Annotated in this window: 12 protein-coding genes; 7 read left to right on the forward strand and 5 right to left on the reverse strand. The window is 66.0% G+C overall.

The features are described 5' to 3' along the window. Positions 1-2: 2 nt before the first annotated feature. The 3 genes from lptC to kdsD are packed head-to-tail and all read right to left on the reverse strand — an operon-like array spanning position 3 to position 2151. On the reverse strand, positions 3-602 hold the full coding sequence (gene lptC, locus G5S35_RS01550; protein WP_065062214.1) for an LPS export ABC transporter periplasmic protein LptC: 600 nt from the start codon (positions 600-602) through the stop codon (positions 3-5). Continuing rightward, positions 599-1165: a KdsC family phosphatase gene (locus G5S35_RS01555; protein ID WP_074981487.1), complete on the reverse strand. Its 567-nt coding sequence runs from the start codon at positions 1163-1165 to the stop codon at positions 599-601. Before G5S35_RS01555 ends, lptC begins: the two co-directional genes overlap by 4 nt. Continuing rightward, on the reverse strand, positions 1165-2151 hold the full coding sequence (kdsD, locus tag G5S35_RS01560; RefSeq protein WP_065062218.1) for an arabinose 5-phosphate isomerase KdsD: 987 nt from the start codon (positions 2149-2151) through the stop codon (positions 1165-1167). Before kdsD ends, G5S35_RS01555 begins: the two co-directional genes overlap by 1 nt. A gap of 233 nt (positions 2152-2384) precedes the next feature. On the opposite strand from kdsD, the gene G5S35_RS01565 reads away from it, so the two are divergent. The 5 genes from G5S35_RS01565 to purU all read left to right on the forward strand — a co-directional run bounded on the left by G5S35_RS01565 (position 2385) and on the right by purU (position 7666). After that, a complete protein-coding gene (locus G5S35_RS01565; protein WP_110325387.1) occupies positions 2385-4400 on the forward strand; it encodes a monovalent cation:proton antiporter family protein in 2016 nt (671 codons plus the stop codon). Positions 4401-4598: 198 nt separating this feature from the next. After that, on the forward strand, positions 4599-5171 hold the full coding sequence (locus G5S35_RS01570; protein ID WP_110325389.1) for an adenine phosphoribosyltransferase: 573 nt from the start codon (positions 4599-4601) through the stop codon (positions 5169-5171). 36 nt (positions 5172-5207) lie between these two features. Next, complete coding sequence (locus G5S35_RS01575; RefSeq protein ID WP_065062224.1) at positions 5208-5822, forward strand: LysE family translocator; 615 nt, start codon at positions 5208-5210, stop codon at positions 5820-5822. 43 nt (positions 5823-5865) lie between these two features. Continuing rightward, positions 5866-6726 carry an NUDIX hydrolase gene (locus G5S35_RS01580; protein WP_065062226.1) on the forward strand — a complete coding sequence of 287 codons (861 nt, stop codon included), beginning with the start codon at positions 5866-5868 and terminating at the stop codon, positions 6724-6726. Between the two features lie 70 nt (positions 6727-6796). Then, positions 6797-7666, forward strand: a complete 870-nt coding sequence (gene purU / locus G5S35_RS01585) for a formyltetrahydrofolate deformylase (protein ID WP_065062228.1) — start codon at positions 6797-6799, stop codon at positions 7664-7666. A gap of 103 nt (positions 7667-7769) precedes the next feature. Here the strand turns inward: purU and G5S35_RS01590 are convergent, their stop codons facing one another. Then, a complete protein-coding gene (locus G5S35_RS01590; RefSeq protein ID WP_065062230.1) occupies positions 7770-8879 on the reverse strand; it encodes an AI-2E family transporter in 1110 nt (369 codons plus the stop codon). 155 nt (positions 8880-9034) lie between these two features. Then, the gene (gene uvrA / locus G5S35_RS01595; protein WP_065062232.1) at positions 9035-11935 is read right to left on the reverse strand and encodes an excinuclease ABC subunit UvrA; all 2901 of its coding nucleotides are present in this window, start codon (positions 11933-11935) and stop codon (positions 9035-9037) included. 254 nt (positions 11936-12189) lie between these two features. Here uvrA and G5S35_RS01600 point away from each other — a divergent pair, with 254 nt between their 5' ends. Both G5S35_RS01600 and G5S35_RS01605 read left to right on the forward strand, forming a co-directional pair. Next, positions 12190-13389 carry an MFS transporter gene (locus G5S35_RS01600; RefSeq protein ID WP_373681566.1) on the forward strand — a complete coding sequence of 400 codons (1200 nt, stop codon included), beginning with the start codon at positions 12190-12192 and terminating at the stop codon, positions 13387-13389. A 54-nt stretch (positions 13390-13443) separates the two neighbouring features. After that, the gene (locus tag G5S35_RS01605) at positions 13444-13980 is read left to right on the forward strand and encodes a single-stranded DNA-binding protein (protein WP_065063061.1); all 537 of its coding nucleotides are present in this window, start codon (positions 13444-13446) and stop codon (positions 13978-13980) included. Positions 13981-14208 lie beyond the last annotated feature (228 nt).

The raw sequence follows: 14208 nt of genomic DNA on the forward strand, positions 1-14208 counted from the left end.
GATCAGGACGCGCCGCCGGAGTCAGCCGGGGCGATCGCGCCACGGACGTTGCCGAAGAGCTGGATGACCCGGGTGACATTGTTGTAGTTCATGCCGTTGGTGGCCGTCATGACCGACAGGCCGCGACGAAGTTTAACCGGCTTTTCGGTCAGGATCACATCGTCGTTCACGAGCACGCGGAAATGTTCGGAATCCGCCTGCATCTCGGGATCGCCGACGCCCGCCGCGCGGAGAATGCGCGCCTCGTCGTACAGATCGACGATCGAGGCGTCGCCGTTGACCGTGCCGCGCAGGCCCGTGGCCGTGACCACCGGCTTGCCGGGCTGGAACGCGCGCACCGCCGGCATCGTGAGGTCGCTGTAGGCGTTGTCCTCGTAATGAACCATGTGCGTGGCCGTGAGGCGATACTGCGTCGCGCCCGACTGGTCGAGCTCGGACACCGAAAGCTGGTCGGCGAAGTAATCCGGCGTGTGCGTGAGCGGACGCGGCGCGGCCTCGTTCTCGTGCGGCTTGACCGCCTGGAAAAGCCACCAGGTGAAGCCTGCGAGAAACGCCACGCAGACGATCGGGATCAGCGACGTGAGCCGGAACTTCTGGTTCATCGCGGCTCCGTGCCCGCTTCGGAGTGCGCCGAGCAGGCGGCCGCGAGCAGGGCGTCGTAATGGCCTTGCGCGCGCAGGATCAGGTCGGTGACTTCACGCACGGCGCCGTGGCCGCCGGTCTTGTCGGTGACCCAGTGGGCGCGCGCGAGCACGTCGGTGTGCGCGTTGGCCGGCGCGGCGCAGAAGCCCACCTGCAGCATGACCGCGAGATCGGGCCAGTCGTCGCCCATGTAGCCGCACTGCTCGGGCGCGAGGCCGGTTTCGGCGAGCAGTTGCTTGAACGCGACGCGCTTGTCTTCCACGCCCTGATACAGATGCGTAATGCGCAGTTCCTTCGCGCGCACGGCGACGATCTCGGACTTGCGCCCGGTGATGATGGCCGTGTCGATGCCGGCTTCGCGCAGCAGCTTGGCGCCGTGGCCGTCGAGCGAGTTGAAGCCCTTCATGGTGTCGCCCGCGCCGGTAAAGAGCAGGCCGCCGTCGGTGAGCACACCGTCGACGTCGAAAATCATCAGACGCACGCGCGCGGCACGCGCAGTCGCATCGAGTTCGGGTACCGCCATCAGATCACCTTCTTGGAGAAAAGGTCGTGCATATTGAGTGCGCCGATGAGCTCGCCTTCGGCGCCGACCACCAGCATCTGATTGATGCGATGGCGCTCCATCAGTTCCACGGCTTCCACGGCCAGCTGGTCGGGGCCGATGGTGCGCGGGCCCTTCGTCATGACCTGGGTGATCGGCAGATCGCGGAAGTCGCCCACACGTTCTAGCACGCGGCGCAGATCGCCGTCGGTGAAGATGCCGCTCACGCGGTTCTGCGGGTCGACGATCGCCGTCATGCCCATGCGCTTGGCGGTGAGCTGGAACAGCGCGTCGCGGACCGTGGCCGTGTCGGGCACCGTCGGCACTTCGTCGCCGGTGCGCATCACGTCGCGCACGTAGGTCAGCAGGCGGCGGCCGAGCGCGCCGCCCGGGTGCGAGCGCGCGAAGTCGTCGGCGCCGAAGCCGCGTGCGTCGAGCACGGCGACCGCGAGTGCGTCGGAGAGCGCGAGCGCCGCCGTGGTGCTGGCGGTGGGCGCGAGGTTCAGCGGACAGGCTTCCTTTTCGACGCCGGCGTCCAGATGGACGTCCGAGAGCTGGCCGAGCGTGGACTTCGGACGATTGCCGGTGATGCCGATCAGCTTGGCGCCGATGCGCTTCACGAGCGGCAGGATCGCCACGAGTTCCTCGGATTCGCCGGAATTCGACAGACCGATGAAGACGTCGTCGGCGGTGACCATGCCGAGGTCGCCGTGGCTCGCTTCGGCGGGATGCACGAAGAAGGCCGGCGTGCCCGTGGAGGCCAGCGTGGCCGCGAGCTTGCGCGCAATATGGCCCGATTTGCCGATGCCGGAAACGACCACGCGGCCGCGGCAGGAGAGGATGAGATCGACCGCGCCGACGAAGTTGTCGTCGAGCCGGTCGCGAAGCCCGCGCACGGCGTCAGCTTCGATGTCGAGCACGTCGCGAGCGAGCTTCAGCGCCCGGTCGCCATTGATTTTCGCTATCATCCGGGGAGTATAGCAAAGGCGTATGCGCGCCGCGCCTGCACCCCAGCGCGCGACGGCCCGCGCGCCGGGCGCGCGCAGACCACGCGCCTGCCGCCACGGCTTCTCCCGGCCGTCCCTCGCAGCACTTCCCAATTCGCATCGTTTGCGCCGATCATGGACCCGACCGGCGCGGGCGAAAATTTGCATCGCCGGCCACGCCCGAGAATGACTTCAGAACGAGGACGCTTCGCACGATGATTTCACCGCTGGAAATGACGTTGTTCCTGCTGCTCGCCTCGGTGGTCGGCGTCGTGCTGTTCCGTTACCTGAACCTGCCGCCGATGCTCGGCTACCTCTCGGTCGGCATTCTGGTCGGCCCGCGCGCGTTCGGCATCGTGCCGAACACGGAGGGCGCGCAGAATCTGGCCGAATTCGGCGTCGTGTTCCTGATGTTCTCGATCGGGCTGGAGTTTTCGCTGACCAAGCTGCGCGCGATGCGGCGCGCCGTGTTCGGGCTCGGGCTCTCGCAGGTGCTCGGCACGATCGTGGTCGCGCTGCTGGTCGGGCTCGCGCTCGATCCGTGGGTGCACATCACGTGGCAGGCCTGCGTGGCGCTGGGCGGCGCGCTCGCCATGTCGTCGACGGCCATCGTCAGCAAGATGCTGGCGGAGCGGCTGGAGATCGAGTCGGAGCATGGCCGCAACATTCTCGGCGTGCTGCTGTTCCAGGATCTGGCCGTGGTGCCGCTGCTGATCGTGATCGCGGCGTTCGGCGGCTCGTCGAAGTCGCTGATCGAGTCGCTCGGCATGGCGGCGATCAAGATCGTGCTGGCGCTCGGCATTCTGCTGTTCGTCGGCCAGAAGTTCATGACGCGCTGGTTCAACGTGGTGGCACGGCGGCGTTCGCAGGAGCTGTTCGTGCTGAACGTGCTGCTCGTCACGCTGGGCGCGGCGTTCGTCACCGACAAATTCGGCCTCTCGCTCGCGCTTGGCGCGTTCATCGCGGGCATGCTGATCGCCGAAACGCCGTACAAACATCAGGTGGAAGAGGACATCAAGCCGTTTCGCGACGTGCTGCTCGGCCTCTTCTTCATCACCACGGGCATGCTGCTGAACCCGCACGTGATCATCCAGCATCCGTTGATGGTGGGCGCGTTCCTGATCGCGCCGCTCGTGCTCAAGGCGGTGATGATCACGGCGCTCACGCGTCTGTTCGGCGCGTCGCCGGGCGTGGCGATGCGCACGGGCCTCGGTCTCGCGCAGGCGGGCGAATTCGGCTTCGTGCTGCTCAACCTCATTCTGGACAAGCATCTCGTCGATCCCACGCTGCTCCAGGCGATCCTCGCGGCGATGCTGCTGTCGATGCTCGCCGCGCCGTTCCTGATCCAGAACGCCGATCGCATCGTGCTGCGGCTGTCGTCGACGGAATGGATGCAGCAGTCGCTGATGATGACCCGCATCGCCACGCAAAGCCTCAAGCAGAGCGGTCACGTGATCATCTGCGGTTACGGCCGCGCCGGGCAGAATCTGGCGCGCATGCTGGAAAACGAAGGCCTTTCGTACGTCGCGCTCGACCTCGATCCGGACCGCGTGGCGGCCGCGGCGGCGGCGGGCGAGTCGGTGGTGTTCGGCGATGCGGCGCGGCGCGAGTCGCTGGTCGCGGCGGGCATCCATCGCGCGGCGGCGGTGGCCGTGACCTATGCGAACACGCAGTCGGCGTTTCGCGTGCTGCATCACATCCACGAACTGGAGCCAACGCTGCCCACCATCGTGCGCACGGTCGACGACGCCGATCTCGAACGCCTGCTCGCGGCGGGCGCGACCGAGGTGATTCCGGAGATCGTCGAAGGCAGCCTGATGCTGGCCTCGCACATGCTGGTGCTGATGGGCGTGCCGATGCGGCGCGTCGTGCGCCGCGTGGAGGAACTGCGCGACGCGCGCTACAGCCTGCTGCGCGGCTACTTCCACGGCACCGACGACGCGGGCGAGGACGGTCACGAGCAGGTGCGGCTACAATCCGTACCGGTCGACGCGCGCGCCGATGCCGTGGGCCGCACGCTCGCCGATCTGGGCCTGTTCGACCTCGGCGTGGAAGTGACCGCGATCCGCCGACACGGCATTCGCGGCGTGGAGCCCGATCCCTCGACGAAGCTGCGCGAAGCCGACATCGTCGTGCTGCGCGGTCTGCCCGAGCAGTTGGCCCAGGCCGAGGAACGGCTCTCGCGGCACCGCAAGCCGGGCGCCGCCGGCGCGGGCGCGGCGGCGGCCTGATTCGGCTCGTCCGGGCTCGTCTGGGCTCATCTGGGCTCGACACGAAAACCGCGAAACTTCGCCGCCAGTCGGCGAGTCGCACCGCGCGGCCTCGCCGATCGCGGAGACGTCGCACGGGGTCGCGCCCCGTTTTAATTGTTTATCCGCTTGTTTATCCGCATTACCTGCTCTTTATTCTTGCTACTGCCCGGAGAAATCATGTCCAACGCACCTGCGAACTCGAACGCGAGCACCGAAGCCGCGCAGTTCGTCAACAGTCTGATCCGCACGGTGCCCGACTGGCCTCAGCCGGGAGTGCAATTCCGCGATATCACGCCGCTGATCGGCCATCCGAAGGGCCTGCGCGTGCTGATCGACCTGTTCGTGGAGCGTTACGTGGACGCGAAGCTCGACTACGTGGCGGGCCTCGACGCGCGCGGCTTCATCATCGGCCCGATCGTCGCGTATGAACTGAATGTGGGCTTCATTCCGGTGCGCAAGATCGGCAAGCTGCCGTACAAGACCGTGTCGCAAACCTACAAGCTCGAATACGGCGAGTCGACCGTCGAAGTGCACGAAGACGCCTGCAAGCCGGGCGACCGCGTGGTGATCGTCGACGATCTGATCGCCACGGGCGGCACCATGCTCGCGGGCAAGATGCTGCTCGAGCGCCTCGGCGCGACGGTGGTGGAGGGCGCGGCGATCATCGATCTGCCGGACCTCGGCGGCTCGAAGCTGCTGACCGAATCGGGCCTGCCGCTTTTCACCGTGACGTCCTTCGGCGGCCACTGACCGCTCAAGACCGCCGACAACCTCGCCGACACGCTCATGCCCAACTTCGCGCTATTCCTCGCGACCTCGATCGCGATCACCTTCGCGCCCGGCCCCGACAACCTGCAAGTGCTCGCGCGCGGCATCTCGCAGGGGCGCATGGCCGGCTTCGTGTCCGCGCTCGGCTTCGCGGCGGGCGTGACGTTCCACACGACGCTCGCCGCGCTCGGCATTGCCGCGCTGTTGCGTTCGTCGCCGCTCGCGTTCCAGATCCTCAAGCTCGCGGGCGCCGCGTATCTGATCTGGATCGGCATCAAGGCGCTGCGCAGCCAGGGACTGGCGGCGGCGGGCGACCGTCCGCGCCAGCCGCTCGCGACGATCTTCCGCCAGAGCGTGATCGGCAACATCATGAACCCGAAGGTCACGCTGTTCTTCGTGGTGTTCCTGCCGCAGTTCGTCGACGTGCACGGCGCGCAGAGCGTGACGCTGCAGATGCTCGAACTCGGCGTGCTGTTCATGGCGCAGACCGTGGTCGTGTTCTCGGTGTTCGGCGTGTGCGCGGGGGCGCTCGGCAGCTGGCTCAAGCGTCGGCCGCGCGCGGGCGTGTGGCTCGACCGCCTGGCCGGCCTGACCTTCATCGCCATCGGCATGCGCATCGCGCTGCGCGATTGACGCACACCGCTTCATATCGACACCGACGCCCGGAGCCCCCGAGATGACCTTGCCCTGCATTACCGACGCGCGCCGCTTCGATGTGAACGCGCATCTGCCGTTTCATTTCGGCGACGAGCGCGTGGGCTGGATTCGCGCGGCCGATGTCGCGCTGCTCGCGCGCTGGCCCGACGTCTTCGAGATCGACGGCGACGCCGACACCGCGCGCGTGACGCTCGCCGCCGAATTCGACAGCGTGACGGCGCGCAGCGCGGCGCTGGGCGCGGTGATCGGCGCACTCGCCGCCGAAGGCCGCATTCCGGGCTGGCGCGACGAAACCTACGCGATCCGCAACGCCTTCGACGCGCCGCCGCTCGCCTACATCGAGCGCGCGGCCTCGCGCTTCTTCGGCACGATGACGTACGCGGTGCATCTGAACGGCGTCGTAGAATATGCGGGTTCCGCGGCGCCGCAGCTCTGGATCGCGCGCCGCAGCGACACCAAGGCGACCGATCCGGGCATGCTCGACAACGTGGTCGCGGGCGGCATCGGCTGGGGTCTCGGCGTCGAGGCCACGCTGCAGAAAGAGTGCTGGGAAGAGGCGGGCATCGCCGCCGAACTGGCCGCGTGCGCCACGCCGGGGCGCACCGTGCACGTGTTGCAGTCGCTGCCCGAAGGCACCCAGGCCGAGCAGATCTTCGTCTACGATCTCGCGCTGCCCGAAGATTTCGTGCCGCACAATCAGGACGGCGAGGTCGGCGAGCATCGTCTTGCGCGCATCGACGAAACCGCGCGCTGGATCGAGGAAGGTCAGATGACGGTGGACGCGAGTCTCGCGACGCTCGATCTGCTGCTGCGCCGCCAATGGATTGACGAGGACGCGTGCGAGGGTATCGCCGCGATCTTCGAGCCACCGACGCTGTGAAAGGGCGTGGGTTTTTTCAGCAACTGAAGCCCTTTTGAAACACCAGGAATCGATGGGAGTCACCAAGGTCATGTCGACCGATCACAGCTTTATTCTCAAACTGTCCTGCGCCGACCGTCCGGGCATCGTGCATGCCGTGTCGGGTTTTCTGTTCGAGCGCGGCAGCAACATTCTCGACTCGGCCCAGTTCGGCGACAGCCACACGGGCGAGTTCTTCATGCGCGTGCATTTCCAGCAGGTGGGCGGCGACCCTGGCCTCGACGGCCTGCGCGACGCGTTCGCGCCGCTGGCGGACGAGTTCGGCATGCGCTGGGAGCTGCATGACGCGAACGTGAAGCCGCGCGTCGTGCTGATGGTGTCGAAGATCGGTCACTGCCTGAACGACCTGCTGTTCCGCTATCGCACCGGCCAGCTGCCGATCGAGATCCCCGCGATCATCTCGAACCACAAGGACTTCTACCAGCTGGCGGCGAGCTACAACATTCCGTTCCATCACTTCCCGCTGCTCGGCGGCACGGCAGCCGACAAGGCCGCGCAGGAAGCGCGCGTGCTCGAAGTGGTGAACCGCGAAGGCGCGGATCTCGTGGTGCTCGCGCGCTACATGCAGATCCTTTCGCCGGAGCTGTGCGAGGCGCTCAAGGGCCGCGCGATCAACATCCACCATTCGTTCCTGCCGAGCTTCAAGGGCGCGAAGCCGTACTACCAGGCGTTCGACCGCGGCGTGAAGCTGATCGGCGCGACGGCGCACTATGTGACGTCCGATCTCGACGAAGGCCCGATCATCGAGCAGGAAGTCGAGCGCGTGGACCACAACATGACGCCGGAGCAACTCACGGCGATCGGCCGCGACGTCGAATGCGTGACGCTCGCGCGCGCGGTGAAGTGGCATGTGGAGCACCGCATTCTGCTGAACGGGCATAAGACGGTGGTGTTCCGTTAAGCGCGTTTTGAGCGTGCGATCGCTTCGGCGATGATGTGAAAATGGCCCCGGAAGGGGCCATTTTTTATGCTGCGCGGTAAGCCCGCGCCTCAAACCCCGCGCCTCAAACCAGCCGCAGATAAATCAGCTCGCGCTTGATATACGCGTAGAAAATCGGCGCGGCGATCACGCCCTGAATGCCGAACGCGGCTTCCATCACGAGCATCGCCACGAGCAGTTCCCACGTGCGCGCCTCGATCTGGCCGCCCACGATGCGCGCGTTCAGGAAGTATTCGAGCTTGTGGATCACGATCAGGAACACGAGCGCCGTGACCGCCGCGGGCAGGCTCACCGTGAGCGCGATGGCCACGATCAGCGTGTTCGAAATCAGATTGCCGATCACCGGCAGCAGGCCCACCACGAACGTCACCACCACGAGCATCTTCGCGAGCGGCAGCGGCGCATGGAAAACCGGCAGCACGAGCAGCAGGAACAGGCCCGTGAACACCGTGTTGATGGCCGAAATCTTCACCTGCGCGAACACGATGCGGCGGAACGCGTCGGCGAAACGCGAGACGCGCGCGACGAACGCCGTCGAAAGCGGCAGCCGCGTGGCGTTCTTCTGCGCGCCGATCGCAATGATCGCGCCGATGATCATGCCGATCACGATATGCCCCAGAATGCGCGCCGCGTTCTTGCCGCCCTGGCCGAGCTGCGTGGCGTGCTCGTGCATCAGCGCGAGCGCCTTGAGCTTCATCTGCGCGACGTCCACGGGCAGATAGGCCGCGATGGATTCGGGAATGCGGCTGCGCGCCTGGTCGACGAAAGTCATCATCTGCGCCATGACTTTCTGCACGCTCGGCACGTCGTTTTCGAACTGTTCGATCACGCCAACCGTGAGCCCCGTGAGCACGCCCACGATCACGATGGACACCAGCACGACCGACAGCCAGCGCGCGCGGCTGCTCGACATGCGGCGCTCGATGAGCGGCGAAATCGTATGGACGAGCTGATAGACGAGCATGCCGGCCAGCAGCGCCCCGAGCAGATTCAGATGCAGCACCGCGAACATGCCGAGAAGCGCGGCCACATAGCTGCCGATCTCCACGGCCGAGAGTTTCGGCAGACTCATGTCGCTCGTGAGCCTGACCGGCCGAGGGCGCAGATCGCGCACCTGCTGCTGCTTCTCGCCGGACGAGCCGGTCGCGTCGGTCGCTTCGTTGCGCTTGCCCATGTTGGTTCTTTTCCGTCTCCAGACCTCGGGAGCGCACGCGCTCCCAACCCGTTGTTACCGCAGCAATCGTGACTGCTTACTGGTGCTTGTTATCGGCCGCTCGTGGGCGGCCGCTTTTTGGTGCTCGCGCGTCTGTGATCGCTGCGGGTGAACGCTTATTGTCCCGATGCCTCGTCGAGCGCGACCGCCTTGCTGGCTCCGCGCTTGAGCAGCGGCGCGAGATAGCGGCCCGTGAAGCTCGCCTTCGACTTCGCGACCTGCTCGGGCGTCCCCTGCGCCACGATCATGCCGCCGCCCGCGCCGCCTTCCGGACCCATGTCGACGACCCAGTCGGCGGTTTTGATCACATCGAGATTATGCTCGATGATCACCACGGTATTGCCCTGATCGCGAAGCCGGTGGATCACTTCGAGCAGCAGGGCGATGTCGTGGAAGTGCAGGCCGGTGGTCGGCTCGTCGAGTATATACAGCGTCCGGCCCGTATCCCGCTTGGAAAGTTCCAGCGAAAGCTTCACGCGCTGCGCCTCGCCGCCCGAGAGCGTGGTGGCCGACTGGCCGAGGCGGATGTAGCCCAGACCCACGTCCAGCAGCGTCTTGAGCTTGCGCGCCACGACCGGCACCGCCTTGAAGAACTCGTAGGCGGTTTCCACCGTCATGTCGAGCACTTCGCTGATGTTCCGGCCCTTGTATTGGATTTCGAGCGTTTCGCGGTTATAGCGCTTGCCGTGACAGACGTCGCAGGGCACGTAGACGTCGGGCAGGAAGTGCATTTCCACCTTCAGCACGCCGTCGCCCTGGCAGCTTTCGCAGCGCCCACCCTTCACGTTGAACGAGAAGCGGCCCGACTCGTAGCCGCGCTCCTTGGCCGCCGGCACGCCCGCGAACAGTTCGCGGATGGGCGTGAAGAGGCCCGTGTAGGTGGCCGGATTCGAACGCGGCGTGCGGCCGATCGGCGATTGATCGACGTTGATGACCTTGTCGAAATGTTCGAGCCCTTCGATCGCCTCGAACGGCGCCGGCTCGGCCGACGAACCGTACAGATGCTGCGACACCGCGTGATACAGCGTGTCGTTGATGAGCGTGGACTTGCCCGAGCCGGACACGCCCGTCACGCAGGTCAGCAGGCCGACCGGCAGATCGAGCGTCACGTGCTTGAGGTTGTTGCCGTAGGCCTCGACGATGCGCAGGCGGCGCTCGTCGGGATCCTGGCGCTCGTCCGGATAGTCGATGCGGCGCGCGCCCGAGAGATACTGGCCCGTCATCGAGGCCGGATCGCGCTCCACCTGTTTGGGCGTGCCTTCGGCGATCACCATGCCGCCGTGCACGCCCGCGCCCGGTCCCATGTCGACGACGTAATCGGCCATGCGGATCATGTCCTCGTCGTGCTCCACGACGATCACCGAATTGCCGAGATCGCGCAGATGCTTGAGCGTGGAAATGAGGCGGTCGTTGTCGCGCTGGTGCAGGCCGATCGACGGTTCGTCGAGCACGTACATCACGCCCGTGAGGCCCGAGCCGATCTGCGAGGCGAGGCGGATGCGCTGCGCTTCGCCGCCCGAGAGCGTTTCGGCGCTGCGTTCGAGCGAGAGGTAATCGAGCCCGACGTTATTCAGGAACATCAGCCGCGCGACGATTTCCTTGACCACCTTGTCGGCGATCTCGCCTTTCGCGCCTTCGAGGCGCAGCGTCTGGAAGTAGCCGAGCGTGTCGCGCAGCGGCCAGCCGCTCACTTCATAGATGGCGCGCGCGTCCTCGCCCGCGCCGATGCGCACGAAGCGCGCTTCGCGGCGCAGACGCGTGCCTTCGCAGTGCGGGCAGGCCTGATTGTTCTGGTACTTGGCGAGTTCCTCGCGCACCGCGGCCGAATCGGTTTCGCGGTAGCGGCGCTCGAGGTTCGGGATGATGCCTTCGAACACGTGCTCGCGCACGGACGTGCGGCCGCGCTCGTTGATGTACGAGAACGGGATTTCCTGCTTGCCCGAGCCGTACAGCAGGATCTTGCGCACTTTCTCCGGCAGATCCTCGAAGGCGGTGTCGATGTCGAAGTCGTAGTACGCCGCGAGACTCTGCAGCATCTGGAAGTAGAACTGGTTGCGCCGGTCCCAGCCCTTCACGGCGCCCGCCGCGAGCGACAGCGACGGATGCGCGACCACGCGCTTCGGGTCGAAGAAGGTGATCTGGCCGAGGCCGTCGCACTCCGGGCACGCGCCCATCGGGTTGTTGAACGAGAAGAGGCGCGGCTCCAGCTCCGGCAGCGAGTACGAGCAGATCGGGCAGGCGAACTTCGAGCTGTAGAGATGCTCCTTGTTCGTGTCCATTTCGAGCGCGATGGCGCGGCCGTCGGCGAGACGCAGCGCCGTTTCGAACGACTCCGCGAGGCGCTGCTTCATGTCGGGGCGCACCTTGAGGCGGTCCACCACCACGTCGATGGTGTGGCGCTCGCTCTTCTTGAGCTTGGGCAGCGACTCCACTTCGTAGATCTTCGCCTCGCCCTCGTTGGCCGTGCCGCCGCCCGAGCGCACGCGAAAGCGCACGAAACCCTGGGCCTGCATGTCGTCGAAGAGTTCGGCGTGCTCGCCCTTGCGGTCCACGATCACGGGCGCGAGGATCATCAGCCGGGTCTCCTCGGGCAGCGCGAGCGCGGCGTCGACCATCTGCGAGACGCTTTGCGCCTCCAGCGGAATCTCGTGGTCGGGGCAGTACGGCGTGCCGACACGTGCGTAAAGAAGTCGCAGGTAGTCGTGGATTTCGGTGACCGTGCCGACCGTCGAGCGCGGATTGTGCGACGTGGCCTTCTGCTCGATCGAAATCGCCGGCGACAGACCCTCGATCAGATCGACGTCGGGCTTCTCCATCAACTGAAGAAACTGACGGGCGTACGCCGACAGGCTCTCCACGTAGCGGCGCTGGCCTTCTGCGTAGAGCGTGTCGAAGGCCAGCGAGGACTTGCCGGAACCGGATAGCCCGGTGATCACCACGAGCTTGTGGCGCGGCAGGTCCAGATTGACGTTCTTCAGGTTGTGGGTTCGGGCCCCACGGATACGGATCTGTTCCATGAACCTGCGGGAGAGAGGGAGGCTAAACCTGCTACTATAACGACTTTTCCAGACCGCCGTTACGGCTTGCCAACGGTCTTTGAAAGGACCTTGAAGCGTCCGCGCGAAGACCCTGCAAGCCAACCGACAGCTCTTGCAAGGCGACCCGGGCTCCGCGCTCCGGGGCCACGGTAAGTGCGCAATCAGCGCCCACTGAGTTCCACGCGGCGCGCGCATCGCCGGCGGGCAGCGGCGGCCAATCACAATACGCTCCGATGTCCTCCAACTCACCCGCTACCTCTTCACGCATGAGTGCGCCCGAGCTGCGCGCGACCGTGTCGCTTGCCGCGATCTTCGCGCTGCGCATGCTGGGCCTCTTCATGATCATGCCGGTGTTTTCGGTCTACGCGAAAACCATTCCCGGCGGCGACAACCTGCTGCTTGTCGGCATCGCGCTCGGTGCGTACGGCGTGACGCAGTCGCTCCTGTACATTTTCTACGGCTGGATCTCCGACCGCATCGGCCGCAAGCCCGTGATCGCCGCCGGCCTCGTGATCTTCGCGATCGGCAGCTTCGTGGCCGCGGGCGCGCACGACATGACGTGGATTATCGTCGGGCGGGTGATCCAGGGCATGGGCGCGGTGTCGTCGGCCGTGCTGGCCTTCATCGCCGATCTCACCAGCGAGCAGAACCGCACCAAGGCCATGGCGATGGTGGGCGGCTCGATCGGCCTGTCGTTCGCGGTGGCGATCGTCGGCGCGCCCATCGTGGTGCACTGGCTCGGCATGAGCGGCCTCTTCACGCTGGTCGGCGTGTTCTCGATCATCGCGGTGGGCGTGGTGCTGTGGATCGTGCCCGATGCGCCCAAGCCCGTGCACGTGCGCGCGCCGTTCTCCGAAGTCCTGCACAACGTCGAGCTGCTGCGCCTGAATTTCGGCGTGCTGGTGCTGCACGCGACGCAGACCGCGCTGTTCCTCGTGGTGCCGCGCCTGCTCGTCGACGCGGGTCTGCCGGTCGCCTCGCACTGGATGATTTATCTGCCCGTGATGGGCCTGTCGTTCGTGCTGATGGTGCCGGCCATCATCGCGGCGGAGAAGAAGGGCAAGATGAAGGCCGTGGTGGTCTCGGCCATTGGGCTTATTCTGATCGGCCAGCTTCTGCTCGGCTCGCTTGCGCATACCATAGCAATCGTGGCCGCCGTGCTGTTCGTGTACTTCCTCGGCTTCAATATTCTGGAAGCGTCGCAGCCTTCGCTGGTGTCGAAGCTCGCGCCGGGCAACCGCAAGGGCGCGGCCACGGGCGTCTATAACACCACGCAGTCGATCGGGCTCGCGCTCGGCGGCGTGGTAGGCGGCTGGCTGCTCAAACACGACGGCGCAAGCACCGTTTTCTATACGTGCTCAGGCCTCGTGTTCTGCTGGCTTATAATCGCGGCCAACATGAAGGCGCCGCCCAAACGCGCTGAGCGCGCGTGAGCGTGCGTTTGAACGCGCTTCGGCGCGCCTGATCGGAATCAACTGGAGAAATACATGGCATCCGTGAACAAGGTGATCCTCGTCGGCAACCTCGGCGCCGAGCCGGAAGTGCGCTATCTGCCGAGCGGTGACGCCGTGGCGAACATCCGCCTCGCGACCACCGACCGCTATAAGGACAAGGCGTCCGGCGAGTTCAAGGAAATGACCGAATGGCACCGCGTGGCGTTCTTTGGCCGTCTGGCCGAGATCGTCTCGGAGTACCTGAAGAAGGGCTCGTCGGTGTATATCGAAGGCCGCATCCGCACCCGCAAGTGGCAGGCGCAGGACGGCACCGACCGTTATTCGACGGAAATCGTCGCCGATCAGATGCAGATGCTGGGCGGCCGCAGCGGCGGCGCGTCGGCGGGCAGCGACATGGGCGACGACGGCGGCTACAGCCGTGACAGCGCACCGCGCGGCGGTGGCCGTGCTTCGGGCGGCGGCGGCGGTGCACCGCGTTCGAGCGGTGGCGGCTCGGGCGGCGGCGCTGGCCGTTCGAACGCCCCGGCCGGCGGCGGCTTCGACGAAATGGACGACGATATTCCGTTCTAAGCCTGCTCGACTCGCGCTCGATTCCTTCGGGCGCGAATCCGACGAAAAGCCCGCGACCTTTCCGGTCGCGGGCTTTTTTCATGGTGCCGCCGTCCTGCGCCGCCACGCTCTCCTTTGATTTGCATCACGGCAAACCTGGCGCGCCCAGGCGACGATAAAAAAGATGCATCAATTTTGCATCTTACAAGACGTCTGATGCGGCGCGGGTCGCCGCCCTCGGACAACGCC

Source organism: Paraburkholderia tropica (genome assembly GCF_014171495.1).
Taxonomy (GTDB): domain Bacteria; phylum Pseudomonadota; class Gammaproteobacteria; order Burkholderiales; family Burkholderiaceae; genus Paraburkholderia; species Paraburkholderia tropica.

What these genes read in the sequence shown, in the direction of transcription:
- G5S35_RS01600 (WP_373681566.1), top strand. Translation starts at nt 12,190, where the DNA reads ATGTCCTCCAACTCACCCGCTACCTCTTCACGCATGAGTGCGCCCGAG.
- G5S35_RS01580 (WP_065062226.1), top strand. Translation starts at nt 5,866, where the DNA reads ATGACCTTGCCCTGCATTACCGACGCGCGCCGCTTCGATGTGAACGCG.
- G5S35_RS01590 (WP_065062230.1), bottom strand. Translation starts at nt 8,879, where the DNA reads ATGGGCAAGCGCAACGAAGCGACCGACGCGACCGGCTCGTCCGGCGAG.
- G5S35_RS01570 (WP_110325389.1), top strand. Translation starts at nt 4,599, where the DNA reads ATGTCCAACGCACCTGCGAACTCGAACGCGAGCACCGAAGCCGCGCAG.
- uvrA (WP_065062232.1), bottom strand. Translation starts at nt 11,935, where the DNA reads ATGGAACAGATCCGTATCCGTGGGGCCCGAACCCACAACCTGAAGAAC.
- lptC (WP_065062214.1), bottom strand. Translation starts at nt 602, where the DNA reads ATGAACCAGAAGTTCCGGCTCACGTCGCTGATCCCGATCGTCTGCGTG.
- G5S35_RS01565 (WP_110325387.1), top strand. Translation starts at nt 2,385, where the DNA reads ATGATTTCACCGCTGGAAATGACGTTGTTCCTGCTGCTCGCCTCGGTG.
- G5S35_RS01605 (WP_065063061.1), top strand. Translation starts at nt 13,444, where the DNA reads ATGGCATCCGTGAACAAGGTGATCCTCGTCGGCAACCTCGGCGCCGAG.
- G5S35_RS01575 (WP_065062224.1), top strand. Translation starts at nt 5,208, where the DNA reads ATGCCCAACTTCGCGCTATTCCTCGCGACCTCGATCGCGATCACCTTC.
- kdsD (WP_065062218.1), bottom strand. Translation starts at nt 2,151, where the DNA reads ATGATAGCGAAAATCAATGGCGACCGGGCGCTGAAGCTCGCTCGCGAC.
- G5S35_RS01555 (WP_074981487.1), bottom strand. Translation starts at nt 1,165, where the DNA reads ATGGCGGTACCCGAACTCGATGCGACTGCGCGTGCCGCGCGCGTGCGT.
- purU (WP_065062228.1), top strand. Translation starts at nt 6,797, where the DNA reads ATGTCGACCGATCACAGCTTTATTCTCAAACTGTCCTGCGCCGACCGT.